General features: G+C 73.6%; 15 protein-coding genes. 9 read left to right on the top strand and 6 right to left on the bottom strand.

Features of this window, described 5'->3' with window-relative positions:
• Both ACZ63H_RS20905 and ACZ63H_RS20900 read left to right on the top strand, forming a co-directional pair.
• Entirely contained in the window at positions 1-2,151 is a 2,151-nt protein-coding gene (locus tag ACZ63H_RS20905; RefSeq protein ID WP_469867098.1) for an ATP-binding protein, read from the top strand.
• Positions 2,152-2,156: 5 nt separating this feature from the next.
• On the top strand, positions 2,157-2,459 hold the full coding sequence (locus tag ACZ63H_RS20900) for a hypothetical protein (protein WP_469867096.1): 303 nt from the start codon (positions 2,157-2,159) through the stop codon (positions 2,457-2,459).
• Here ACZ63H_RS20900 and ACZ63H_RS20895 read toward each other — a convergent pair.
• The 4 genes from ACZ63H_RS20895 to ACZ63H_RS20880 all read right to left on the bottom strand — a co-directional run bounded on the left by ACZ63H_RS20895 (position 2,438) and on the right by ACZ63H_RS20880 (position 11,025).
• On the bottom strand, positions 2,438-3,136 hold the full coding sequence (locus ACZ63H_RS20895; protein ID WP_469867094.1) for a hypothetical protein: 699 nt from the start codon (positions 3,134-3,136) through the stop codon (positions 2,438-2,440). The two genes, ACZ63H_RS20900 and ACZ63H_RS20895, sit on opposite strands and share 22 nt — an antisense overlap.
• Positions 3,133-7,737 carry a hypothetical protein gene (locus ACZ63H_RS20890; protein ID WP_469867092.1) on the bottom strand — a complete coding sequence of 1,535 codons (4,605 nt, stop codon included), beginning with the start codon at positions 7,735-7,737 and terminating at the stop codon, positions 3,133-3,135. Before ACZ63H_RS20890 ends, ACZ63H_RS20895 begins: the two co-directional genes overlap by 4 nt.
• A gap of 241 nt (positions 7,738-7,978) precedes the next feature.
• Complete coding sequence (locus ACZ63H_RS20885; protein WP_469867090.1) at positions 7,979-9,220, bottom strand: McrC family protein; 1,242 nt, start codon at positions 9,218-9,220, stop codon at positions 7,979-7,981.
• The gene (locus tag ACZ63H_RS20880) at positions 9,217-11,025 is read right to left on the bottom strand and encodes a DUF4357 domain-containing protein (RefSeq protein WP_469867088.1); all 1,809 of its coding nucleotides are present in this window, start codon (positions 11,023-11,025) and stop codon (positions 9,217-9,219) included. The genes ACZ63H_RS20885 and ACZ63H_RS20880 overlap by 4 nt, the downstream gene beginning before the upstream one ends.
• A gap of 125 nt (positions 11,026-11,150) precedes the next feature.
• On the opposite strand from ACZ63H_RS20880, the gene ACZ63H_RS20875 reads away from it, so the two are divergent.
• The 3 genes from ACZ63H_RS20875 (at position 11,151) to ACZ63H_RS20865 (ending at position 14,511) form a co-directional block, all read left to right on the top strand.
• Entirely contained in the window at positions 11,151-13,445 is a 2,295-nt protein-coding gene (locus tag ACZ63H_RS20875; protein WP_469867087.1) for a DUF2786 domain-containing protein, read from the top strand.
• Between the two features lie 267 nt (positions 13,446-13,712).
• A complete protein-coding gene (gene panD, locus ACZ63H_RS20870) occupies positions 13,713-14,132 on the top strand; it encodes an aspartate 1-decarboxylase (RefSeq protein WP_469867085.1) in 420 nt (139 codons plus the stop codon).
• A gap of 34 nt (positions 14,133-14,166) precedes the next feature.
• Entirely contained in the window at positions 14,167-14,511 is a 345-nt protein-coding gene (locus tag ACZ63H_RS20865; RefSeq protein WP_469867083.1) for a GNAT family N-acetyltransferase, read from the top strand.
• A gap of 983 nt (positions 14,512-15,494) precedes the next feature.
• Here the strand turns inward: ACZ63H_RS20865 and gndA are convergent.
• Complete coding sequence (gene gndA, locus ACZ63H_RS20860) at positions 15,495-16,934, bottom strand: NADP-dependent phosphogluconate dehydrogenase (RefSeq protein ID WP_469867081.1); 1,440 nt, start codon at positions 16,932-16,934, stop codon at positions 15,495-15,497.
• 272 nt (positions 16,935-17,206) lie between these two features.
• Between gndA and ACZ63H_RS20855 the strand changes: the two genes are divergently transcribed.
• Positions 17,207-18,340: a transglycosylase family protein gene (locus ACZ63H_RS20855; RefSeq protein ID WP_469867079.1), complete on the top strand. Its 1,134-nt coding sequence runs from the start codon at positions 17,207-17,209 to the stop codon at positions 18,338-18,340.
• On the opposite strand, the gene ACZ63H_RS20850 is transcribed toward ACZ63H_RS20855, so the two are convergent.
• Positions 18,310-19,881 (bottom strand): DMT family transporter, encoded by a 1,572-nt coding sequence (locus ACZ63H_RS20850; RefSeq protein ID WP_469867077.1) that lies wholly within the window; start codon positions 19,879-19,881, stop codon positions 18,310-18,312. The two genes, ACZ63H_RS20855 and ACZ63H_RS20850, sit on opposite strands and share 31 nt — an antisense overlap.
• Before the next feature lie 247 nt (positions 19,882-20,128).
• Here ACZ63H_RS20850 and ACZ63H_RS20845 point away from each other — a divergent pair, with 247 nt between their 5' ends.
• From ACZ63H_RS20845 to ACZ63H_RS20835, 3 genes are all read left to right on the top strand, one after another.
• On the top strand, positions 20,129-20,872 hold the full coding sequence (locus ACZ63H_RS20845; protein ID WP_469867075.1) for a (2Fe-2S)-binding protein: 744 nt from the start codon (positions 20,129-20,131) through the stop codon (positions 20,870-20,872).
• A gap of 165 nt (positions 20,873-21,037) precedes the next feature.
• Positions 21,038-23,359, top strand: coding sequence for a GH92 family glycosyl hydrolase (locus tag ACZ63H_RS20840; protein WP_469867074.1), 2,322 nt, complete (start codon positions 21,038-21,040; stop codon positions 23,357-23,359).
• Positions 23,360-23,407: 48 nt separating this feature from the next.
• The gene (locus ACZ63H_RS20835; RefSeq protein ID WP_469867072.1) at positions 23,408-24,739 is read left to right on the top strand and encodes a wax ester/triacylglycerol synthase family O-acyltransferase; all 1,332 of its coding nucleotides are present in this window, start codon (positions 23,408-23,410) and stop codon (positions 24,737-24,739) included.
• Positions 24,740-25,137: the final 398 nt, after the last annotated feature.

The raw sequence follows: 25,137 nt of genomic DNA, 5'->3' as shown, positions 1-25,137 counted from the left end.
ATGGGCGAACCGGCGCTGGAACACCTGCGGATCCGCCTCGCGGACATCCACCGGGCGCTGCGCACGGCCGTCGAACGGCAGGCGCGGATCGCGGCCCGGCTCACCCGGCCGGACCTCACGCCGTACTGCGTCACCGACGAACAGGTCGACGTGCTGCTCGGCGAGGTGCACGCCTTCACCGACGCCATGGCGGGCCCGTACGCCCCCCGGCGGGCCGAGACGGACGGCGAACGGGAGCTGCGGCGCGGCGCGTCGGCCGAGGGCCGGACCCTCCCGCTGGACGCGCTCGCCACCCGGTTCGGCCTGTCCCGCGCCGAACAGGACGCGCTGCTGCTGGTGGCCGCGCCCGAACTGGACCGGGGCTACGAACGGATCTACGCCTACATCGTGGACAACCTGAACCGCCGACTGCCGAGCGTGGAACTGCTGCTCACCGTGGGGGCCTTGACCGGCTGCGAGGGCCAGGGCCCGCAGGGCGCCGCCGGGCCGCCGGACCCGGCCGCCCGCCTCGCCCTGCGCCGCTCGCTCGGCCCGGCCGGGCCGCTGCGCCGGTACGGACTGCTGCGCACCCACCAGGAAGCCGCGGTCGGACTGGCCCAGGAACTCCTCCTCGGCCCGGGCGTGCTGGACTTCCTGCTGGGCTGGGGCACGGACGTGGGACTGCTCGGGCACGACCCCGGCGAGGTCGTCCCGCCGGATCCGCAGGTGCCGCCCCCGCACCTGGCCTCCGAGCGGCTCACCCGTCTGGGCCGGGCGCTGGGCGCGGGCCACATCGACCTGGCCGGGCTGTGGGGCTGCGCGCCCGACGACCAGCCCGATGCCGCACAGGCCCTGGCCCGGGCGGCCGGAACGCCGCTGCGGACCCTCACCGGCGACCCCGAGGCCGATCTGCGCACGGCCGCCGCGCTGGGCGCGGTGCTGTGGATCCCCACCGACGACCTGCACGGCGAGCCCCAGCGGCAAGGCCATGCCGACCTCATCGCCGCCGCGCTGCTCCGCTCCCGCGCGCCGGTGTGCCTCACCGGCCTGAGACCGTGGCGTCCGGCGGCCCTGCTCGCCGCCCGCGCCTACGCCGAACTCACCGTGCCCGTACCGAAGCTCACCGACCGACGGGCGATGTGGTCGGCGGCGCTCCCGGACCTGACCGGCACCCTCCTGGAGGACCTCGCCGTCCGGTACCGCATGAGCGGCGGCGAACTGCGCGCCGTGGCGTCGGTCGCGGACGTGGGGGCCCGCCTGGCGGGCGGCGACCGTCCCGGACCGGTCGCCGACCATGTCGAACCCGCCATCGCCACCGTCACCCGCGGGCGCGGCGGAAGCGCGGTGCACGCGATCGTGCCCCGGCGCACCGCCGACGACCTGGTCCTGCCCGACGCCCAGTTCCACCAGATCCTGGAGATCGTCTCCGCCTTCCGCGCCTGGCCCCGGGTCGCCGAGACCTGGGGCTTCGCCCGCCGCTCGGCCCACGGCGGGGTCAAGGCGCTGTTCACCGGGGAACCGGGCACCGGCAAGACCCTGTCCGCCGAGATCGTCACCGGCATGCTCGGCCTGGAACTGCTCAAGGTGGACCTCGCCCAGGTCGTCTCCAAGTGGGTGGGGGAGACGGAGAAGAACATGGAGACCGCCTTCCGCCAGGCCGAGGAGAGCCACGCGGTGCTGCTCTTCGACGAGGCCGACGCCCTGTTCGGCAAGCGCGGCGAGGTCAAGCACGGCACCGACCGGTACGCCAACATGGAGGTCGGCTATCTGCTCCAGCGCCTGGAGGCCAGCGACGGCCTGGTGATCCTCACCAGCAACCTCAAGGACAACATCGACCCGGCGTTCACCCGGCGCTTCCACTTCGTCGTCCACTTCCCCCGCCCGGGCGCGACCGAGCGGCGCAGGCTGTGGCACCTCGCCTTCCCCGAGCAGGCCCCGCTCGCCGCGGACGTGGACCTGGACGCGCTGGCCCGCCTGGACATGACCGGCGCCGGCATCACGGCCGCGGCCCGCACCGCCGCCCTGACCGCGGCCGACGGCGGCGGCGACGCGATCCACATGCGGCACGTGGTACGCGGAGTGGCCCGCCAGTTCCAGCGCGAGGCCCGCCTCCTCCGCCCCGCCGAACTCGGCCCCCACGCCCACCTGCTCGACGCCACACCCAGGGAGTGACACCGATGCTGCCCACCGAACCCCCGCTCTCGCTGCACCGTCTCCTCGCGCCGGTGCCACCGGCCCGTGCCCAGGACACCGCGACAGCCGCCCGCCAGTCCCCACCGGCCACCGCCCCGGCAACGGTCAGGCCACCGGCTCTCGATCGCCTCCTGGCCGTGGGCCAGAACCAGGTGGGCAACGCGGCGGTGGCGGGCGCGGCGGCCCGGACGAGCCCGGACGCGTCGCCGGGGAGCACGCCGGCCGTACTGCGGACCTCGCCGCCGCTGCCGCAGCCGTATCGCGGTCAGTCCGTCACGTCGCCCTGACCGCTGGTCCCGCCTTCGGCCGGGGGTCCGGGCCGTCGTTCGCCGTGGCGTTCGGCGACCTGACGCCGCAGTTCCTCCACACGGTCCAGGGACTCGTACGCCCGGTCCAATTCATCGTCCACCGAACCGGAACCCCAGTTCCGGGGGGAGCGCTGCTCCTTCTCCAGTCTGCGGACGGCAGCCGCGTGCTCGGCGTGCAGGACTTCGAGCAGGGAGCCCCCGCAACCCAGAGCGTCCTCGGTGTCGGACGATGCGAAGAGACGGAAGACCGTCGAACGGCCGGCCCGGAGCTCACTGAGCCGGTAGCACACGATCCGGTCCTCCCTGCGGGGATCGGCGGTGGGGATGCGGACGAGCGGCATCAGGTCGGGGTCCCCGGCAAGGAACCGCAGCTCCATGTCGATCATGCCGCGGGGCATCGCGGCCGGGCCTCCCCGGTCGGGCGGCAGGGCCAGCTGCCAGGGCTGGTTCGTGAAGAGGGCCAGAAGGTGCAACCGCCACAGCCCCCCTTCCGCGATCACGAAGACCTCGTCCGGGAACATGACGCCATAGCACTCGTACAGCACCTCATGCGGGTCGAGTCCCCTCTCGTACAACGCTCTCGCCAGCCGGGCCATGGACGCGTAGTCGTCGCGTGCGGCCCCGGCACGCAGCCGGTCGACGCCGTCCGGGGTCACCGTCGGCCTCCCCGCCGGCCCTCAGAGCCCGACGCCTTCCTCGTGACGGCGTCCAGGGCCCGGGCGATGCGCTTCCAGAGCCCGCCGAGCTCCTGGGCGGTCATCGCCGAGACGATCTCGTGGGTGATCTCCTGAGCCTTCTCGACTGCCGAGCGCAGCGCCGGGTCGTCCGCCCCCTCCTGGAGCTTGTTCAACTCCCTGACCTCGGCGTCGAGTCGTTCCCGGAGCGCCTTGACGGCCGGGCTCCGCCCGGTCAGCCTCGGGTTGTCGGCCATCAGCATGGCGGCGTCCTCGACATAGGAGAAGATCCTGTCCTGCAACAGTTGCTGGGCCGTCGGGTCCAGCCCCGGGGTGGCGTGGGTGAACTCTCTGGCAAGGGTATGGGCGCTGGCGGTGGACTGGGACTGGATGATGAGCGCGTACATCCGGTGGGCGGTGCGCAGGACCTCCTCGCCGCCGCGCACGCGCATCCTGCCCTGCCCGGCCCGGCGGACGGAGACCGGGGTGACGGTGAGACCCCGGGCCTCGTCGGTGGGCAGCGGGCTCGTGCCGGTGCTCGCCTCGGGCGCGAAGGCCACGGAGAAGTCCGTGCCGAACGCTTTCGTCAGCGCGATCCGCATGGCGCGGCCCTCGGCGCCACGGACCCCGAAGAGGAGGCCCTGGACCTCCAGCAGGGCGAGGCCCCTGGCGTCCTGGAAAACCCCCATGACCCGCCCCTCTTCGTTGTCCCACGCCTTGATGAGCAGGTTCGGCTCGGTCGGGTACAGCATCTGCGGATACTTCCTGGCGATGGCCACACGGATGGCCCGGTCCAGCCGGTTGGCCAGCCGGGTCAGCTGCTTCGCCCGGCGGTCGGCCTTCCTGCCCCAGTCGAAGTCCTCGAAGTGGTAGCCGCCGATCGTGAGCAGCGGGTGCGCGCCCATCTCGGTGAGCACCTTCTCGTACGCCCTGAGGACACCCACGCCACTGATCGCCGCGATGCCGGTGTCCGCGTCCTGGCTGACGATGTGGACCTGACGATTCACGTCCTTGAGGATGTTCACCGCCTCCTGGGTGTACTCGGAGCGGATCACCTCGTCGCGGAACACCCCGTAGGGCAGCGAGCCCTTGTCGCGCAGGCCCTTCTCAATGGCCACGGCCCGCTTCTTGTTGGAGCCCTCGAGCTGCTGGTAGGCCGCGCGGACCTCCTCGATGTCCACCTTGCGCCTGCGCTTGCCCTTGACCCACCGCGGAGTCCAGACGAAACCGAATACCGCCATCAAGAGCTCGGGCTTTCGGCCGACGCTGTTGATGGCGTCCCTGACGGCGTCACCCTCCTGGGGGTCGAGCCGCTCGAAGGAGTTGATGCCGATGACGACGGCGGTCCGCGCGGCCGCCATGTCCGCGGCATGCCGGATCCCCGTGCCCCGCCACGCGTCGTCGAGGTAGCGGGTCGCGACGCGGGGGTTCTTCGTGATCTCGCCGGGAATCGCCGCCATGTTGACGACGAAGCCGATCCAGTGGTCGTTGCCCTCCATGGGCTGGTCGGGCGGGTTGAGCTGGACGACCTTGTGAGGGTGACGCGTGATCTTGAACTTCCCCTGCGCCCGGTCGATCCGGTACGGGAACAACTCCTTGTACGACGTGGTCTTCGAGGGATTGATGGCCACCGTCACGGAGAAGGTGTCGGCCCCCTTCTTGTTCAGCTCGATCCGGGTGAGGCGGTGACGGTTCTTGATGGCCGGGAGCCCCTCCCGTACGGACTCCTCGCTCGCGTCCGGCTCGCCGAGCAACCGCGTCGCCTCGCGCGAGGCGGCGTCCAGCGCCCGCTGCACCTCCATCGCGGACCGCCTGGCGGGACGCCTCTTCTTCGGGTCGGGCCCGCGCCCCCGCTTGCGCTTCCGCCGGTCGGGCCCGCGCCGGCGCCCCGGCCTGCCCGGCCGCTCCCGCTCCGGCTTGCGCTTCTTCGGGCTCTTCCCGCCCGGCTTCGGCTTCAGCTTGGCCCACAGCTTCTTCACCAAGCCGACGATCTTGTCGATGACCCAGTCCACCGCCCGGTTGACCGGGGCGGACAGGCGTTGGACGATCTGGCGGACCCGGCCGGCGATGCCGCCGACGCCCAGGACGGCGGCGAGGACGCCCAGCAGGACGGGGACGGAACGGGCCAGGGCGCGTTCGATCAGGGCGGGGACGCCGCCGCTGCCGCCCCCTGCGATGGCGATGACCGCGTCGAGCACCGCGTTGACGAACTCGAAGATCTGGCGGGCCTGGGTGACGACGAACCGGACGAAGTCGATGATCAGCTTGACGGCCCGCACGAACGCGGACGCCGGGTTGAGCAGCGAGATCACCCACATGATCCCGGCGACCACGATCGTGGGCGTGACATAGGCGATCACGTTGTCGAGCAACTGCTTTCGCAGGTCGCCGACGCGCGTCCGCAGGTCCTCCCACATCGCCGCCACACCCCGTCTGCGGACGTCGGCGAGGAGGGACACACCCGTCTCGGCCGCCGCGACGGCCGGTTCGGGGACCTTGCGGGTGATCCGGGCGCGGATGTTCTGCCACGTCAGGCCCAGCAGGCCGGCGACCATCCGCACCACGCCCTGGGTGTCGAACGTCGCCGGCAGCTCGATGCCCGCCTCGGCCGTCTTCCCCAGCAGCCACGACAGGATGCCCTGCTGGAGGTGGCGGCCGATGTTCCGGAGGAACAGCCGCAGACCGGCGCCCACGGCGGAGACCAGGCTGCGCAGGAAGCCGATCGGATCCTTGAGGATGAGCATGACCGCCTGGGCGGCCTTGGCGAGGACCGCCAGCAGCAGCCGCTTCAGCTCCAGGATCGTGTGGATCACGGCCTTCACCGCGTCCACGGCCTTGGCCACCAGCCCCTTGTTCTTCTCCTTCTCCGCGGCGATCTCGTCGTCCACCGACTTGAGCGCCTCGGTGTACTTGGTGGCCAGCGTGTCGACGAGCTGGGTGCCCTTGTCGTCCACGGCCTGGGCCAGCTCGTCGAACTTGTCGGTGAACTCGGCCGCCGCCTGCTGCCCGATGCTCCGCAGGTCCGCCGGGAGCCTGCGTACCGCGTCCCGCATCTCGGCGCGGCCCTGGGCGATGCGCCGCTTGGCCCGGTTCAGCTCCGCCCCGATGGTGTCGGCGACGTCGGAGATCACCTGCCGCATGCGGCGTACGTAGTTGGCGCGGGCCTCTTCGAAGATCCTGTCGGCCTCGGCCGGCAGCCCCGCGAACAGGTCCCGCACCCAGCGCAGTTTGCCCGTCGCGCCCGAGTACCGGCGGTCCTTGTAGTCGTCCATCTTCCGCCGGTGTTCGGCGGTGAACGCGTCCCGGGCCGCCTTCTCGCCCCGGCTGAACCGGTCGTCGACCAGCTTGTCCAGACCCTCCAGGATCGTCTCGACGTCCTTCTTCATCGTGTCGAAGACGCCTTGCAGGACCGCCGTGACCTGGGCCCGCTTCTCCTCGTCCCGGCTCTTCGTGCCCTTCTTGCCCGTGTCGACCTGCTGCCCGGTACGGGCCCGCTGCGCGCCCATCGCGCCCATGGCCGCGGTGCCGAGCCGCTTCGCCTGCGCGGTGGAGGCGCGCAGCTCGGCCGCCTCGTGCCTGCGCACCTGTCCGGGGGCGGTGCCGGAGTGCCGCTCGGCGGCCTTCTTCTCGCCCAGCGCCTTGGTGAACGCCGGTTCGTTGGACTTGCGCAACTGGCCCTCGGTGACCTGCGCGTCCGACATCCGGCGCTCGACCTCGGCCGGTCCGGCCGACATGTCGGTGGCCGACGGCGGCAGCCTGTCCGGTACGGCCTGTGCGGGGTCGGGCGCGCCCGGAACACCCGGCGGCCGGTCCGGGCTCATCGGCACGACCTTCTTGGGCACGGCCGCCGACGTGTCCGGCGGGGCGGCGGTCGTGGTGGCGATCTGCTCCGCCGAGTCCGACTTGCCCTCGCCGACCCTGCCGTGCACCTCCGCCCGGACCTCGTCGGCCTTCCCCGAGTCCGCGAACTTGTCCGCCTCGTCGAGGTTCTTGGGGGCCTTGTCCGCGATCGCCTTCTCGACCGCCCGGATGAACGCGTCCTTGTCGAACTCCTTCGGCTCGGCCTCGTTCATCTTCTCGGCGTTGGCGGCCTTGCCCTGCGCCACCTCGTCGTCCTTCGGCGGCAGCGCGGCGTCCTGCGCGCCCGCCGCCTCGGCACGCGGCGGCGGGTGCGACGCGGCCAGCGCCCGCTTCTTGCGGTGTACGTCCTTCTTCAGTGAGGCGAACTTGGGGTCCGCGTCCGGCCCCGGCCGGGCCTTCACCTCCGGACCGGCGCCGGAGGCCGCCTGCGCCTCCCCCTCCGCGGCCCGCACCGGAGCCGCGACGGCATCCGCCCCGGCGCGGCCGGCCGCCGCGACGGCGCCGTTGCCGACCATGTCCTGCGCGGCGAGCGCCGGCCGCCCGGGGTGGGGCGGGGCCGGCGCCGTTCGGCCCGCGCCCGCGAGGGCCGCCGTCACCTCCGCGTTGGACGCGGCGTGCGCCGGGGGCGGGGCGGAACCGGCCGTCTGCGGCCGCTGCTTCGCCGGCGCGGACACCGCGGACGACGCCGTCGGCCGCACCGCGAGAGCCTTCGGCACTGGCATGGGACCCGATCCCTCCCGGCAGGTCGGTGACGACAGGCGCCCGGCGCCCCGGGGACCCCCCGACGCAGTGTGCCGACACGGGTGTGACCAGTCCGTCACCCTTACGTCCCGCAAAGCGTCTCCGCACGCGGCGCAGGGGGGTGCCGTCGTCGTCGATCCGCGGGAGACCGCGCAAGAAGCCCTGAAAATGGAGTACGGCGGCCCGAGGCGAACTTCTCGTGCCGGGCGGACAAGCGTCGAATCAGACGGACGGCGTGTTCACCAGCCGCTGGGCCAGTTCCCCGACCTCCACGAGCAGTCCGGCGGGCTCCTGATCCAGGTCAAGGGCGTGTTGATGGATGACGGTGCCCGCGTGACGCACCTGATGCGCGGTGTGCGGGGCATTGCCCTTCGCGTACACGAGATGACCTTCGCGCAGACCGAGGGCTGTGCAGTACGCCAGCATCTGGTACAGGTCGGCATCGGGATAGCCGCCCCGTTTCTCCGCCTTGTACTTGGCGTCCACGACCGCGCACGGGGTGCCGTCGGGCCCGTACAGCACGAAGTCAGGTCTCATGCTGACAGCGGCGGCCTCATCGAGGTGGTGCGTGTCCTGAAGCCGGACGGTGTAACCCGGGCCCCTTGTCCGGATCGCCTCCCGCAGGGCAACCGTCACGAAGTCCTCGAAGAGTTTGTTCATGTCGAACAGGAACCCGTCGATGCGCAACCCGCCCGGCGAGTGCTCGGCGGAGATGCCGTCCGAGATCGCACGGGCGAGATGCAGGGCATGGTGGTACCGGGCGTTGAGACGGGTGGGGAGCCAGTCGGGGACCGGCTGCCCGCGTACGACCGCGGTCACATCGGCTAGCCGGGCGCGCTGGTGCAACAGCCTGCGACGTACGTCGCGCGGCACACCGGGCAGGCGGAGGAGACGTTCGACGGCCGTGCGCAGGATGCGGTTCTCCGCTATGTCGGTGGTGAACTCGTCGTACGCCACCTCCACCGGCACTGTCGCTCCGAAGCGACGCCGTATCTGCTCGGCTTCCCGCAGCCGTCCGCGCAGGACGAGGGCACTCCCCTCCGTGGCCTTGTACCCCTGCAGCAGTCCTTGCCGTAGCGCACGGTCCACTTGTCGCTCCACCGCGTGGGCGAGTGCGGGCACCAGATCACGGTGCTCAGCGACCTCGACTTCCCCGTCCCGCCACGTCCTATGGGGAGCAAGGCTGTAGCCGAGCAGGAAGAAGAGGCGGACGACGGGCACCTTGGGAGTCACGCGCACGGTGACCGGATCACCGCCCGGCACGGTCACAGCGACCGCCCCGACCTTGCTGCCCGCCCGCAGCGACCAGTGTCCCGGGGCGTACGGATCGGGGATCGCGTCCACGATCCCGGCGCCGGCGAGCGCGCGGCCGATGGGATCGGGAAGCGCACGGCGAACGGCCGGGGCGTGCTCCACCAGCTCCACGGACTCGCCAGGGCCCACGGTTCGCGCCGCAGAGGTCACCCCAGCGACTCCCGCAGCGCGGCCAGCCCGTACCGTCGCTCGACGTCCACGCCCTCTCCGTAGTGGTGCTCCTCCAACAGCGGAAGAATCTTCGTCCGCCAAGTCCGCTCCAGACCACCCTCCCGGTGGACGCCCTTCTTCATCAGATACGAAGGCCCGATACGGAAGTCCGCGTCGTCGATACGGGAGTTGAGCGCGTCAAGCAGATCGGCGGGCTCGGTGTCCTTGCCCTCTCTCTCCAGCCAGCGGCGCAGCAGACCGCTCGTCGGCTGGGTACGCGGCGACAGCTCCACGAACGCGAACCGGCGGCGCATCGCCGCGTCCACGAGGGCGATCGAGCGGTCGGCGGTGTTCATGGTGCCGATCACGAACAGGTTCGGCGGCAGCGCGAAGTCGTCGCCGGAGTAGGTGAGACGCACCGACTTGTTGCGGTACTCCAGCAGGAAGTACAGCTCGCCGAAGACCTTCGCCAGGTTGGCCCGGTTGATCTCGTCGATGATCAGGAAGTGCGGGATGTGCCGGTTTCCTTCGCGGGAGGCCAGGTCGGCCAGTTCGCGCAGCGGGCCCGCGGTGAGCCGGAAGGCGACCTCCTTGGTCCGCGGGTCCTCCTGGGGCCGGAAACCCTCGAAGAAGTCCTCATAGGCGTACGACGGATGGAACTGCACGAGCTTCACCTGCTCGGGTCCGCCGCCGAGGAACTCGGCCAACTTCAGGGCCAGGTACGTTTTGCCGGTGCCGGGCGGCCCGTACAGCACCAGCTGGCGGTCGTCCCAGAGCAGGTCCCGCACCTCGCGCAGCCACTGGGTGTCGTGCACGAGGAGTTCCTCGGCCAGCTCGTCGGTCGGCTCGGGCAGCTCGAGCTCGCGGCGGGCGATGATCGCCGGGATGTCCGTGCCGGGGTCCCGTTCCACGGCCTCCGCCTCCTCGACCAGCTCCTCGTCGGTCAGGCCGAGGCCCTCGACATGGGCCTGGACCGAGGTGAGGTCGACGACGTCGTGCTGGATGGACAGCTTCTGCTGGAGCTCCTCCGGAAGTTCGTCGTACGCGTGCCCGACGGGCTGCCACTCCACCGGTCGGCGCAGGTTGGAGCGCCGGTCCTCCGACTGGATCTGCTCCGCCTCACCGGTGATCTCACCGACGTACAGGTGTCCGCCGGAGATGGTGCACACGGTGTCGCCCGGCTTCATCCGGGACAGGAAGGCGTGGAGATCCTCGACGAGTTGCTGCTGCTGGCTGTATGTGGCCGTGGACTCGTAGTCCTCCTGCACCAGGGTGCGCAGCTCGTCCTTGCCGGCACCCTGCCGGACGCCCTGACGAAGACGGGAGGCGGCGAGGGTGACGAGTCCCTCCGGGAGCCACTGACGCCGGACCAGGTCGAGGCCCGAGACGTTCGAACCACGAATCAGCCACAAGCGGTTGGGTACGGCCGTGGACGTCCCGAAATGGTCGATGAGTGCGCGGCCGTCGGCGGACTTCCACACCCCCCACCCGTTGACACTGCAGCCCATGAGGATCTCGGCGGCGGCCGACGGCGAGGTGCACTCGATGTCCGACACGGTCTCCAGATATCCCCGCCAACGCTCGGACCTGCGGATCACGCCCGTGTCGATCAACCGCTGCCGCGTGTAGTACGACGGTGGTTTGCGCGCGGCGAACGAAGGCACGGTGTTGGCCCGGACCGGGGAACCCGCCAGGACGACGAACATCCGGCTGCCCTTCGCGCCCTTCTCCCGCAGCAGTTTCCCCCGGGCCACCATCTTCCCGTTCGGCAGCCTCAGCCGGAACTCGGGAAACTCGTCGGTCATGGATCCCCCCAGCACGCACCGCGTCCGATCTTGTCTGCAGCGTACCGGCCACCGCTGACAGCCCGGCTTCCCGGGCCCACGACCCGGCTTCCTAGGATGTCCTTTCGTATCCGGGAGGGGACCGCATGTCAGTGAGCGGTACGGACGGGCTGTGGGAGCAGGAGTTCCGGCAGCGGCGGGCGGACTGGCTGGAGATCAGGGCCGGGGACCTCGCCGCCGTGCTGGAGACCACCGGCCCTCAGTTGTACAAGCTGCTTCCTGCCGATCTCGGTGACCGGACGCTGGTCGCGGCGGTGACGGTCGCGCGGGTGGCCGCGGACGAGGCACGTGCCCAGCCCGTGGCGGAGACCGTCCGCTGGCTGGAGCGGCTGGTTGCGGGGGCGCACCTCCACGATCTGGAGGGAGCGGTGCGAGAACTCCGGTCCCGGCTCGCGATGAGCGGCGAACCGGCCCTGTGGTCCTGGAACGCCGAGGGCTGGGAGGAGATGCTGCTGTGGCGTTGGAGGCGGGCCCAGCCGCGAACCGGTGACACGGCCGCGGACTTCGCGGGGTGGCGGGCGCGTTGGTCGGCGGAGATCCCGTGGAACCATGAGATCGACCGCCCGGAGTCGATGCCACGCCGACACGGCCGCCAACTCCTCACCCTCGCCGAGTTCTTCGCCGGTGAGCCGGAGCCGCTGCGGCTTCTGGCGCAGGCCGTGCTGGACGCGCCCGGCACGGCTGCCGCGGTCCAGGACGCGGTGCTGCTGCGGGAGGAGCACCTCCAGGGCGGGGGGCACCTGGTGTGGCTGGCCGAGCAGCAGGCCTGCGTCGAACAGCTGGAGACGTGGCGCCGCACCCATCAGGCCACGGCATCGGAGGCCGGCCGGGCGTTCCTCGCGGAGCTGTCCGAAGCGGTCAAGCGATACATGTCGCTCGTCCTCCAGCCCGTCGTCGACGCCCTCTCCACGTGTGAGCGGACCCTCCTCAACGACAGCAGGTCCGGTGCGGGGCGCTCTGCCGCCGATTACCTGGACGCGTTCCTCGACGCGCAGGAACAGCCAGGCGAGGACGCCTGGTGGGACGAGCGGCTCGGCGCGCACGTCGAGCAGCTGGCGCGGGAGCGTCATGACCGGGGCGAGCTCACCTGGCACGGCATGCTCGGCACGGTCCCCGTCTGGTACCGAGTCGTCACCTCCCGGGAGGAGCGGGCAGCCGCGCTGGCCTACTCCGGGAGGCCGTCGACGTCCGTCGTGCGTGTCAGGACCGGCGCGGCGCCCCAGAGCCAGCTGTCCGACCTGTTCGGTTTCGGGGGCTTGGGGGACGAGTACGAGGAGTGGTACCCGGAACCCGGCATCGAGATCGGCTACGCCCCGGACAACGCGTTCGACATGTGCGCACTGCTGGCGGTCGCCCGACTCGGTCACGCGCGGCTGGAGTTCCTGGTGCGGCGCGCCGACGGGAGTTTCCGGCGTCTTCGTACGGTGCGGGCGCAGGTCCGTGGAGACGACTCCGTCGCCTGGCGGCACCGGGCGCTCAAGGCGCTGGCGGAGCTGGTCCCGGACCCGGAGGACCTGGCGGACCTCATCGCCCGGGAGGGCGTCGACGGCACGGACGAGAGCGATGCGGTGGACGCCCGGACGCGCGTCGACGGCCGCATGAAGCCCGACTCCGACACCTCCGGGTCGGGAGCCGGGCCCGCGCGCGACGGACTGCCCGAGGCACTGCTCGGCAAGGTCAGGGCGCTGCTGCGGAAGTCGGAGAACCCGGCGGCCACCGATGACGAGGCCCGCGTCTACCTGGACAAGGCCTACCAACTCATGGCCAAGTACGGCATCGAGCAGGCCATGCTCGACGACGTGACCGAGCCGGAGCGGCCGGTGGACCGGACCGTCGATCTGCACCCGCCCTACGTCAAGGAGGGGCGTCGGCTGCTCGCCAGGATCGGCTATGAGATGCGCTGCCGATCGGTATACCCCGGCGGGAAGGACAACCGTCACCGCGTACACCTCTTCGGTTTCGAGGCCGACATCCAAGCCACCGAAGTACTGTTCGCGAGCCTGCGTCTGCAGATGCTGGAGGGCGCGGACCGCGCGGACCGCGTGCACCGCCCCGAGGGCGAGGACGCCCGTGCCTACAAGCGCTCCTGGATGCTCGGCTTCATCCGGGAGGTGACCGCGCGGATCGGTGCCGCCCAGCGGAGCGCCGGCGCCGCGGCCGAGGCGGAGAGCAAAACGAGCGGGACGGGCGGCCGCAGTGTCGCTCTGGTCCTCGCGGACCGGACGACGGTGGTGGAGGCACGACTCGCCGCTCAGTACCCGAAGCTCGGCAAGACGCGTCCGACGAAGTTCAAGGGCACCGGCTACTGGCAAGGGGTGACCGACGGACGGGACGCGGACATCGGTGGTCCGGCCTTTGACGGGCCGGCCTTCGACGAGTAGGCCGTGACCAGGGTGGTCGTCCGGCCGTCTCCGTCAGGTCCGCGACGCGACGGCGTCCGGACCGCCTGCCCTGCCCTGCCCGCATGAGGACGGGCTCGACGCCACGGCGCCGGGATCCGATACCGGCCCGGCTCCCGGCCGACGCCTGTGCCGGCGAGTCCTGGAAGACCCACGGAAAGCCACCCGGGCTCAAGACGCGTTGTAAGGTAGGGCTACGCCCTTGACCTGCAAAAACGCAGGCAGGGAGCCTATTTCGGGAGTATTTCGATGCTTCGTACCATGTTCAAATCCAAGATCCACCGCGCCACCGTCACCCAGGCCGACCTGCACTACGTGGGATCCGTGACGATCGACGCCGACCTCCTCGACGCCGCCGACCTGTTGCCCGGGGAACTGGTGCACATCGTCGACGTCACCAACGGGGCCCGGCTGGAGACGTACGTCATCGAGGGGGAGCGCGGGTCCGGGGTCGTCGGGATCAACGGGGCCGCCGCCCATCTCGTGCACCCCGGTGACCTGGTGATCATCATCAGCTACGCTCAGGTCACCGACGCGGAGGCCCGTGAGCTGCGGCCCCGCGTCGTGCATGTCGACGCCGGCAACCGGATCGTGTCGCTCGGCGCCGACCCGTCCGAGCCCGTGCCCGGTTCGGACCAGCAGCGCAGCCCGCAGGCCGTAGGGGCCTGACCGGCTGACCGGTGGACTAGGAGCGTGCGTGACCATGAGCGAGACCGAGATCCGCGACGACCGGGCGGCGGGCCGTCTGGAGGCCGTCGGCGACGGTGAGGTGGTCGGCCGCATCGAGTACTTCGTGCTGGAGTCGCCCGCGCGCGCCCTGGTCCCCGTCCACACCATCGTCGAGCCCGCCCACGAGGGCAAGGGCATCGCCGGATCGCTCGCCCGCGAGCTGTACGCCCTCGCCGAGCGCGAGGGCGTCCCGGTGGCCCCGCTGTGCCCGTACGTCGTCAAGTGGGCCGAACGCCACCCGGAGACCGCCCCGCCGGCCGACCCCGCGCTCCTGTCCGCCGCCAAGGACTGGCTGCGCGCCCACCCCGGGCGGTTCTGAGCGGGAGCGGATCGTCGTACCGCGTGCCGGAGACCACCCGCGCGGAGTCGTCCCGGTGGTGCCGTCGAGTGCCCTCGGGCGCCTCGGGTGAGTGGCCGCGCGGGCTCCGGGTAGGCGGGGGAGTAGTCCAGAGGCGACGTCCCGTGACAGCGCGGAGGGCATCATGACCAACCCGCATCCCGACCCGGTCCCGCCCGCTCCGGCCCCGGGCCCCGGCCCGAGCCCGACTCCGCCGGATCCCTATCCGAGCCCGGTCCCGGAGCCGGAGCCGGTCCCGGCGCCGGCCCCGGTCCCGCCGGGCCCCGACCCCACGCCGCCCCCGGCGCCGCCCCACCCGGGCCCGCCAGGGCCGTCCCCGTCCCCCATCCCGCCGGGTCCGGAACCGGTCCCGAGCCCCGAACCAGGCCCTCCCCTCACCTGAGCGCCCGGACACCGGCACACCAAGCGGCGCCCGCCGGCACAGGAGCGCGGACCACCGCGCGCCGAGCCATCGCGGACCCGCCGGATGCCCCGGGCGCCCCGGCCGAGCCCGCGCGCCACGTGCCCGTGACGCCCGGGCCGGCCGTGACGCGACCGCCCTCCGGCGGCGCGCCCGGACCGGCCGGGCCGTGCCACAGTGCTTGCCGGCCGTCCAGGCGATGGTCGCGCCGCGCGGATCGCCGCCGTCCCGAGAGGGTCTACCACTCCCTGCACCGCGGCCCGGCTCCCGCGACTCCCCGCCCCGGCATCGCGGCCGTGGTCCCTTGATCCCCCCCCGCACCCCGCACCGCGGCCGTGGTCCCGCGACTCCCCGCCCCCGCACCGCGGCCGTGCCGGAACTGCTCCCCGCGGCGTACGGCCGAGCAGCGGACGAAGACCCCGGCCGCGCGGGTAGTGGCCCCTCGCCCGCGGGTGGTGGCCTGTCGTCCGCGGGCGGCCGGGCGGCCGGGCGCACGGTCCACGCCGAGACCGCACCCCGGCCCCCGGCAGGCGGTCCCGGTCCGCTACGCCGTGACCTCGTCCCGCTCCCCGCCCCACAGCGTGTGGAACGTGCCCTCGCGGTCCACCCTGCGGTACGTGTGCGCGCCGAAGAAGTCGCGCTGGCCCTGGGTCAGGGCCGCGGGCAGCCGCGGGGAGCGCAGGCCGTCGTAGTAGGCCAGGGCCGCCGCGAAACCGGGCGTCGGCACTCCCTGCCGTACCGCCGCGATCTGCACCTCGCGCCAGTCGTCCTGCGCGTCGGCGATCTCGCGGGCGAACGTCTCGTCCGACAGCAGGCTCGGCAGGTCGGGGCGGGCGTCGTAGGCCTCGCGGATGCGGTCCAGGAACGCGGCGCGGATGATGCAGCCGCCCCGCCAGATGGAGGCCACCGCGCCGAGGTCGATGTCCCAGCCGTACTCCTCGCTGCCCGCCGCGATCTCGTGGAAGCCCTGGGTGTACGACACGATCTTGGACGCGTACAGCGCCTGCTCCACCCGGTCGGCGAAGGCCGCCGCCTCCGACTCGCTCAGCGCGGACGGCTTCGGACCGGCCAGGTCCCGGGACGCGGCCCGCAGCTCCGCGTGCCCGGACAGGGACCGGGCGAAGACCGCCTCGGCGATGCCGGACACCGGGACGCCCAGGTCCAGCGCGATCTGCACGGTCCAGCGGCCGGTGCCCTTCTGCTCGGCCTGGTCCACCACCACGTCCACGAACGGCTTGCCGGTGGCCGCGTCCACGTGGGACAGCACCTCGGCGGTGATCTCGATCAGATAGGAGTCCAGCCGGCCCGTGTTCCAGGTGCGGAAGATGTCCGCGATCTGCGCGGGGGAGTACCCGGCGACGTCGCGCAGCAGCTGGTACGCCTCCCCGATCAGCTGCATGTCGGCGTACTCGATGCCGTTGTGGACCATCTTCACGAAGTGCCCGGCACCGTCGGGACCCACGTGCGTCACGCACGGCGCGCCGTCGGCCGCCTTCGCGGAGATCTTCTCCAGCATGGGGCCCAGCGACTCGTACGACTCCACGGACCCGCCCGGCATGATGCTCGGCCCGTGCAGCGCGCCCTCCTCGCCGCCGGAGATGCCCGCGCCGACGAAGTGGATGCCCCGCTCGCGCAGCTCCCGCTCCCGGCGCCGGGTGTCCGCGAAGTGCGCGTTGCCACCGTCGATGATCATGTCACCGGGCTCCAGCAGCGGTGCGAACTCCTTGATCACCGCGTCCGTCGGCTCACCCGCCTTGACCATGACGACCAGGCGGCGCGGGCGCTCGAGCGCCGCCACGAACTCCTCGGCGGTCTCGGCCGCGACGAAGTCGCCCTCGTGCCCGAACTCGTCCACCAGTGTCTTCGTGCGCGACACCGTACGGTTGTGCACGGCGACCGTGTAGCCGTTGCGCGCGAAGTTACGGGCGAGGTTGCGGCCCATCACCGCGAGGCCCGTGACACCGATCTGCGCTGAAGTGCTCATACCGCCTGCTCCCTGGTTGCCTCATGTCTACGGCTCCGTCGGTACGGGACCATGCCCATCCTGACGTGCCCCGACAGGGAGCGCACGGCCGACCCGCCCACACGGTCGCGCGGCCGGAGTGGCCTGCGTCTCGCCACCGGCCGGCACCCGGCTCAACGAGGGGGTGTTCCCGGCCACTTGGGCGGTCCGGCAGGCCGATTCCCCGTCTTGTCATGGCCTGTTCGCGGCGCTTACCTTTGCCCCTCCTGACGCATGCCGAGGGGAATTCGGACATGGCCGTACGCGGCCGGCACCGCCGGTACCAGCCGAACAGGATCAACCGCGCCTCACTCACCGTCACCGCGAGCGGCGCCGGCCTCGCCATCCCGCTGGTCGCCGCCGGCACCGCGCACGCCGCCGACGCGGCCACCTGGAACAAGGTCGCCGCCTGCGAGTCCAGCGGCAACTGGAGCGTCAACACCGGCAACGGCTACTACGGCGGGCTGCAGTTCACCCAGTCCACCTGGGCGGCGTACGGCGGCACCCGCTACGCGCCGCGCGCCGACCTGGCGAGCCGGGACCAGCAGATCGCCGTCGCCGAGAAGGTCCTGGACGGGCAGGGGCCCGGCGCCTGGCCGGCGTGCTCGCCCCGCGCCGGGCTCGCCCGGGGCGGCACCGGGTCCGACGTCCACCCCGGCTCCGCGGGCGCGCGCCCGGTGTCCTCCCTCAAGGACGCGCAGCCGCAGACCACCCCGCAGTCCCGCGCGGGCCGGGCCCGGATGTACACCGTGGTGCACGGGGACACCCTCTCCGGCATCGCCGGCGAGCAGCGCGTCCCGGGCGGCTGGCGGTCGCTGTTCGCGGCCAACCGCGCCACGATCGGCTCCGATCCCGACCTGATCATGCCGGGGCAGAGACTCGGCCTGAACGGCACCCCCACCAGGCCCGCGCCCCCCAAGTCCCCGCAGCGCAAAGCTCCTTCGCAGCACCCCGGTACGCACCACACCCCGTCCCCGGCCCGGCACGCGCGCGTCGCCCCGGTGAGCGCGTCCGTCGGCACCGGCTACCACGTGGCCGGTTCGCACTGGTCGAAGGGCTATCACACCGGCGTCGACTTCCTCGTCCCGACCGGCACCTCCGTGAAGGCGGTGGCGGCCGGCCACGTGGTGTCCGCGGGCTGGGGCGGATCGTACGGCTACCAGGTGGTGCTGCGGCACGCCGACGGCCGCTACACGCAGTACGCCCACCTGTCCGCCATCTCCGTGCGGGCCGGTCAGGACGTCACCGCGGGCCGGCCCATCGGCCGCTCCGGCTCCACGGGCAACGTCACGGGCCCGCACCTGCACTTCGAGGTGCGGACGGGGCCCGGTTTCGGTTCGGACGTCGACCCGCTCGCCTACCTCCGGGCCGGCGGCGTCAGCATCTGACGCGGACACGGTGCCGGCAGCGGGACCGGCACCGGAACCGGCAGCGCGACCGGGACGTGGAAGCGCACGGACAGCGGGATGTACGGCGCGGGGGACGCGCCACCGCCCGCCGGCGCGTACGGCACCGGGGGAGCGTCCTCGTCCGCGGGGACGTACGGCGCCGGGAGCGCGTCCACGCTCGCCGGGGCGTACGGCGCCGAGGGCAGCCCGTCGGCCGGCCCAGCGGCGCCGCCGGCCCCCGCGCCGCCGTCGGCTTCGGCCCCGCGCCCGGTCTCCGGCCCCGGCCCGCCGTCGGCCGTGCCCGGCACGCGCGGCTCGCGCAGCACCGTCCCGGCCGCCTCGGTCCCGGCGGCCGCCCGGCCGGCTCCCTGCGTCCCGGCGCCGCTCGTGGGGCGCCCGGACCGGTCCGCTCCCCTCCGCGCGACCCTGCCCGCCCCCGCGTCCACCGCCCCGCGCTGCCGTGGCACCCCGGGGCACGCCTTCCCGGCGGCACGGACCGGCCGGGCGGCGTCCGGCGACGCGTGCACGGACGCCGCGGCGGGGGCGGTCGAGGCAACAGCCGGCGCGGGAGCGACCGGCGAAGACGCCGCCGGGACCGCCGGCTCGGGAGCGGCCGGTGACGCGTGCGCCGTGGCGGCCGGCCGGACGCCCGTCCGGCTCCCGCCCGGGTTCTCCGCCCGGGCTTCGCCCCGGCCCTCGGTGCTCTTAGCGGTCTGCGTGTTCTCCAGCCGTTCCGTCGTCAGCATGATCAGGCCCCCCGCCGCCACGACCCCGCAGCCGAGGGCGAGCAGCGTGCCCTCCGTGCCGTGGCGGAAGGTCTCGCCGAACATCAGGACGCCGACCGCGGCGGCCAGCACCGGATTGACCACCGTCAGCGTGGCCAGCGGGGCGGCGAGGCCGCCGTGCCGGTAGGACAGCTGGGACAGCAGGACGCCGGCTGCCGAGAACGCGGCGATCACCCCGAGCGAGGGCAGGTCGCCGAGGCCGATGCCGTGGGTCCAGTCCACGGCCACGGTCTTGGTGAACACCGAGGACATGCCGAAGGCGACACCGGAGGCGGTGGCGAGCAGCACGCTGCGCACCGCCGGGTGCCGGTGCACGGCCAGCCCGGCGAAGGCCAGCGCCGCCACCGCCGCGCCGGTGACCAGCGCGACGGCCAGCCGCTGCCCGGCGGCCAGGGAGTGCGTGGCGGAGGAGCCGACCAGGGACAGCACTCCGGCGAGGCCCGCCGTGGCCATGAGGGCGCCGCGCCAGGCGGTCGCCCCGGCCCGGCGGCCGACGCACAGCGCCGCCATGGGCAGGGCGAAGACGATGGTCAGCGCGCCGAGCGGCTGGACCAGGCTGAGCGGCCCGCAGGCCAGCGCCACGACGTGCAGCACGCCGCCGAGACCGTTGAGCGCGAGCGCCCCCCACCAGCCGGGCCGGCGCAGCGGGACGCCGCCGGTGGACGACACCGCCACCCGCTCCTGCGCGATCGCTCCGCCCGCGTAGGCGAGGGCGGAGACGACCGACAGCAGCACGGACAGCGCCAGGGCGCTCATCGGCGTCTCCTCGGGGGGCGGTGGGCGTCCTGGGCCCGTATGCGATCGGCTTCCATGGTCACCACTCTGCCCGCCCGTGATCTTCCCGTCGTCGTACCTGAGCGCAATGCCTCCTACTGCTTTTGGAGTACACCGGAGCGCCGATCACTTGTTGGCGGGCCGGTTCCCGGCGGACACCGCCCGCCGTACCGGCCGGACGGACACCCGCCGTCCCGGCCCGGCGGCACGCCTGGTAGGAGTGCCTGTCGTGCACCTCGATCCCGCTCTCGCCGCGCTCCGCCCGCTGGGCGGCTTCTTCGTCCTGCGCACGCCCGCCGACCCGCCCGGCGGCACGGCCCCGCACCGGCTGCCGGCCCTCGCGGACGGCTACGCGCGGCAGACGCCGTGCGACCGGGATCCGGTGGCCGCGCGGGTCGCCGTCGTCGCGGAGCGGCTGCGGACCTTCGAGCCGCGGGTGGCCGCCTCCCTCGCCCAGCAGGGGCTGGCCGCCCGGCTGTGGTCGGCGGCCCTGGGCTGCGCCGTCCTGTACGGCGAGCTGCCCGACCTGGACCCCCGCCTGCTGCGCTGGGACGTGCACGCCAGCGCCCCCGACGACCTGTGGCTCACCGAGGTGCGCCCCCTGCCCGGGGACGCGCCCACCCTCGCCGACACCGTGCTGCACGGCCATCTGGAGCCCTTGGCCGCGGTGCTGCGGACCCGCTACGGCGTCGCGGCCGGCCTGCTGTGGGGCAACGCGGGCTCCGCGCTGGCCGCGACCGCCCGGGAACTGGGCCGCAAGGCCCGTGCCCACGGCCGCGGCGACGTGGCGGCCCGCACCCGTGCCCTCACCGCCGAGCTGTTCGCCCATCCGCTGCTCCAGGCCAGTGGGGTGCGCGCCGGCACGTCGTTCCGGCGCCGCAGCTGCTGCCTGTACTACCGGGTGCCGGGCGGCGGCCTGTGCGGCGACTGCTGTCTCACCCGCCCCCCGCGCCCCGCCCCGCCCGCGAGCTGACCCGCCCGGCTCCGCATCCGCCGGGCGCCCGAGCCGCGGAGGGCCGTACCGCTCCACAGGGCCGCGCGCGACGCGTTCCACGTCAATCGCTCGGAATGCCCGGGTTCGCGCCGCGCGCCCCTCAGGATGCAGGCAACGATGTCCAACCCGCGGAGGTCATCCGACATGAGAGGGACCCGGCGCACGCGCTGGTGCATGGCCGGGGTGATGGCAGCGTCCGCGCTGATCGCCACCCCCGCCGCACGGGCCGAGGAGCGGATCGACGGCCGCCTCACCGAGCAGGTCAACCCGTTCATCGGGAGCCGGAACGAGGGCAACACCTTCCCCGGCGCCGCCGTGCCCTTCGGCATGGTGCAGCTCTCCCCGGACACCGGGCACAGCACCGGCTACGACTACGCGCAGAACCGTATCCGCGGCTTCTCCCTGGTCCATCTCTCCGGCGTCGGCTGCCGCGTCGGCGGCGACCTGCCCGTGCTGCCCACCACCGGTGACGTCACCCGGACGGACTACGCGCAGTACGCGGCGGCCTTCTCGCACGACGACGAGGAGGCGAGCCCCGGCTACTACCGGGTCGGCCTCGGCTCCGGCATCCGCGCCGAGCTGACCGCCACCGCCCGCACCGGCGTGCAGCGCTACACCTTCCCGGCCACGCGGAAGGCCAACGTCCTGCTGAACGCGGCCCAGGCGCTGCACAAGCCGGTGGGCAGCGCGGTGGAGATCCTGGACGACCACACCGTGCGCACCGAGATCACCGGCCACGGCTTCTGCCGGGACACCGGCCCCTACACCGTCCACACGATCACCCGCTTCAGCCGGCCCTTCACCGCCCACGGCACCTGGTCCGGCCCCACCATCACCCCCGGCGCCCGCACCGGGACCGGCGGCGCCTACCTCCGCTTCGACACCACCCGGGACCGCACGGTCGAGGCGACCACCGCGCTGTCGTACGTGGACGCGCGCGGCGCCGCGGCCAACCTGCGCGCCGAGGGCGGCCGGTCCTTCGACGCCGTGCGCCACCGGGCCCGCGAGGAGTGGGAGCGCCGGCTCTCCGCCGTCCGGGTGCGGGGCGGCACGCCCGCGCTGCGCCGGACCTTCTACTCGTCGCTGTACCGCGCCCACCTCGCGCCCAACGTCGGCGGCGACGCCGACGGCCGCTACCTCGGCTGGGACCGCCGGGTCCACCGCGCCCGGGGCTTCACCTACTACCAGAACTGGTCGCTGTGGGACACCTACCGCACCCAGGCCCAGCTGCTGGCCCTGCTCGCGCCGCGCGAGGCCCGGGACATGGCCCGGTCCGTGGTCGCCGTCGACGAGGACGGCGGCTGGCTGCCCAAGTGGGGCTACGGCCCGGTCGAGACCAACATCATGACCGGCGACCCGGTCACCCCCTTCCTGACCACCGCCTACCACTCCGGCCTGCTGAAGGGCTTCGAGGAGCGGGCCTACCGGGCGCTGCGCAAGAACGCCGACGGCGTCCCGCCGGCCGCGTACCCGGGCGTCGGCCGGGAGGCCAACGCCGAGTACATCGCCAAGGGTTTCGCCCCCTACGTCAAGGGCCGGCCGTACGCCAAGGCGGGCGACTCCGACTACCACTACGGCGCCTCGGCCACCCTGGAGTACGCGCTCGCCGACGCCATGCTGGCGCAGATGGCCCGCGGCCTCGGGCATCACGCGGACGCCGCCCGCTACGCCGCCCGCTCGCGCGCCTACCGGAACATCTTCGACCCCGCCACCGGCTTCTTCCGCGCCCGGGACGCCTCCGGCGCCTTCGCCGGCCCGCCCGACCCGGCCCGCGGCACCGGCTTCCACGAGGGCACGGCCTGGCAGTACCAGTGGCTCGTCCCGCAGGACCTCCCCGGCCTGACGGCGCTGCTCGGCGGCGCCCGCGCGGCCGAGGCCCGCCTGGACTCCTTCTTCGCCTACGACCGGCTGCTCGCCGACCCGGAGCGGACCGCGCGCGAGGTGTGGGTGCACGGCGACCCGTACGCCTACTACAACGCCGCCGTCTACAACCCGATGAACGAGCCGGACCTCATCGCGCCGTACACCTACCTCTCCACCGGCCACCCCTGGAAGACCACGGACGTGGTGCACGCGGCGCTGACCCTGTTCACCGACAGCCCCGAGGGTCTGACCGGCAACGACGACCTGGGCACCATGTCCGCCTGGCACGTGCTGTCGGCCATCGGGCTGTTCCCGGTCCAGCCCGGTTACGGCACCTGGGGCCTGACCACCCCGGTGTTCGACCGGACCGACCTGACCCTGGACCGCCGCTGGTGGCCGGGCGGCCGGCTCACCGTGACCGCGCCCGGCACCTCGGCCGCCCACCGCTACGTCCAGGCCGTACGCACCGACGGGACACCGCACGCACGGACCTATCTGACGACCGGCGCGCTGCGCTCCCTCGGCTCCCTCGCGTTCACCGTGGGCCCGCGCCCGTCCGCCTGGGGCACCTCGCCCGGGGCGGCGCCGCCCGTCCTCGGGTGACCGTGCCGCACCGCCGATCCACCCGTCGCCGACGTGTGAGGCAAGCCCGTGACGTCCGACCTGCTCGCTCCCCTCGACCTGGCCTTCTGGAACATGGAGTCCGACCGGCACCCGATGCACCTCGGCGCGCTCGGGGTCTTCGGCGCGCTCTCGCCCACCGCCGGCGCGCACGCCGCGGACCTGCTCGCCGCGCGCGCCGCCGCCGTGCCCGGTCTGCGCCTGCGCATCCGCGACCTGTGGCAGCCGCACGCCTTCGGCGGCGCCGCCCGTGAGGCCGCCCCGGACTTCGACCCGCTCGACCACGTCCGGCTGCACGCCCCCGCCGACGACTTCCACGCGGTCGCCGGACGGCTCCTGGAGCGCCCGCTGGAACGCGGCCGGCCGCCGTGGGAGGCGCATGTGCTGCCCGGCGCCGACGGGGTGTCCTTCGCGGTGCTCTTCAAGTTCCACCACGCCCTCGCCGACGGGCTGCGCGCGCTCGAACTCGCCGCCGGCGTCCTGGACCCGTTGGGGCTGCCCGAGCGCGCGCCCCGCGCCGCCGGACCGCGGCGCCGCCCGCTGCCCGACGCGCGCGGGCTGCCCGCCCGGGTCCCCGGACTGGTCCGGGGCGCGCTCTGCGATCTCGGCCGGACCCTGGACATCGGCGCCTCGCTGGCCCGCTCCACCCTCGGCATGCGCCCCTGCCCCGCGCTCACCTCCGTGCCCAGCGGCACCCGCCGCACCGCCGGGGTCGTCCTCGACATCGACGACGTGCACCGGGTGCGCAAGAGCGCCGGCGGCACGGTGAACGACGTCCTCGTCGCCGTCGTCGCCGGGGCCCTGCGCCGCTGGCTGGACGAGCGCGGCGACGGCAGCGCGGGCGTGGCGCCGCGCGCCCTGATCCCCGTCTCCCGGCGCCGTCCGCACGCCGCCCAGCCGCAGGGCAACCGGCTCTCCGGCTACCTGGTGCGGCTTCCGGTGCACGAGGGCGACCCGCTCGGCCGGCTGCACACCGTGCGCACCGCGATGGCCCGCAACAAGGACGCGGGACCCGACCGGGGCGCCGGCGCCGTGGCCCTGCTCGCCGACCACGTCCCGGCGCTCGGCCACCGGCTCGGCGGGCCGCTGGTCGGCCAGGCCGCCCGGCTGTGGTTCGACATCCTCGTCACCAGCGTGCCGCTGCCCGGCTTCGGGCTGCGGCTCGGCGGCCAGGAGCTGACCGAGGTCTATCCGCTGGCCCCGCTGCCGCCCGGCCAGGCACTGGCGGTCGCGATCTCCACGTATCGCGGGCGCGTGCACTACGGGCTGGTCGCCGACGCGCGGGCCGTACCGGACCTGGACCGGCTCGCGCGAGCGGTGCCGGCGGAGCTGACGGCACTGCTGACGGCCTGCGACCACTGAGAACCGGTCCAGGTCCGGCGTCGGGCACCGTCCGGTTCGCGCCGCGAAGGCCCGCCCGCGGGGGCGGCTGCGGCTCGTGGCCGAGGGGAGGGGCGGCTTCCCCCGGCGCCGGGGAAGCCGGCCGGGGCGTGCCCGCACCGTCCGGGCGGCCCCCGGCGGGCGCGTCCCGGCCAAACGGCCGGCTCCCGGGGTGCCGCCCGCGCCGTCTTGTGCGATGCGCGCCGGGTGGGGACCGGGCCTGCGGCGGACCCCGGTTCCCGCCCGTATCCGGTGTGCGGGGGGCGGGCCGGCGGCGTTCCGCGGGAGCGGATCCGGCCGCGGTTTGGCCGACCGGCCCGGCGCTCCGTAAAATTCGCTGTTCGAAGGCGGGCGCGAGTCGGAGCGCTGCGCGGGTGACC

The organism is Streptomyces sp. NPDC104831, from assembly GCF_055583025.1.
This window is presented reverse-complemented; position numbering and strand designations above follow the sequence as displayed.

Bases quoted from the DNA above. Each gene is read 5' to 3' on its own strand.
- gndA (WP_469867081.1), bottom strand. From the start codon at position 16,934: ATGAGCACTTCAGCGCAGATCGGTGTCACGGGCCTCGCGGTGATGGGC.
- ACZ63H_RS20875 (WP_469867087.1), top strand. From the start codon at position 11,151: ATGTCAGTGAGCGGTACGGACGGGCTGTGGGAGCAGGAGTTCCGGCAG.
- ACZ63H_RS20840 (WP_469867074.1), top strand. From the start codon at position 21,038: ATGAGAGGGACCCGGCGCACGCGCTGGTGCATGGCCGGGGTGATGGCA.
- ACZ63H_RS20880 (WP_469867088.1), bottom strand. From the start codon at position 11,025: ATGACCGACGAGTTTCCCGAGTTCCGGCTGAGGCTGCCGAACGGGAAG.
- ACZ63H_RS20855 (WP_469867079.1), top strand. From the start codon at position 17,207: ATGGCCGTACGCGGCCGGCACCGCCGGTACCAGCCGAACAGGATCAAC.
- ACZ63H_RS20890 (WP_469867092.1), bottom strand. From the start codon at position 7,737: ATGCCAGTGCCGAAGGCTCTCGCGGTGCGGCCGACGGCGTCGTCCGCG.
- ACZ63H_RS20865 (WP_469867083.1), top strand. From the start codon at position 14,167: ATGAGCGAGACCGAGATCCGCGACGACCGGGCGGCGGGCCGTCTGGAG.
- ACZ63H_RS20850 (WP_469867077.1), bottom strand. From the start codon at position 19,881: ATGAGCGCCCTGGCGCTGTCCGTGCTGCTGTCGGTCGTCTCCGCCCTC.
- ACZ63H_RS20905 (WP_469867098.1), top strand. From the start codon at position 1: ATGGGCGAACCGGCGCTGGAACACCTGCGGATCCGCCTCGCGGACATC.
- panD (WP_469867085.1), top strand. From the start codon at position 13,713: ATGCTTCGTACCATGTTCAAATCCAAGATCCACCGCGCCACCGTCACC.
- ACZ63H_RS20900 (WP_469867096.1), top strand. From the start codon at position 2,157: ATGCTGCCCACCGAACCCCCGCTCTCGCTGCACCGTCTCCTCGCGCCG.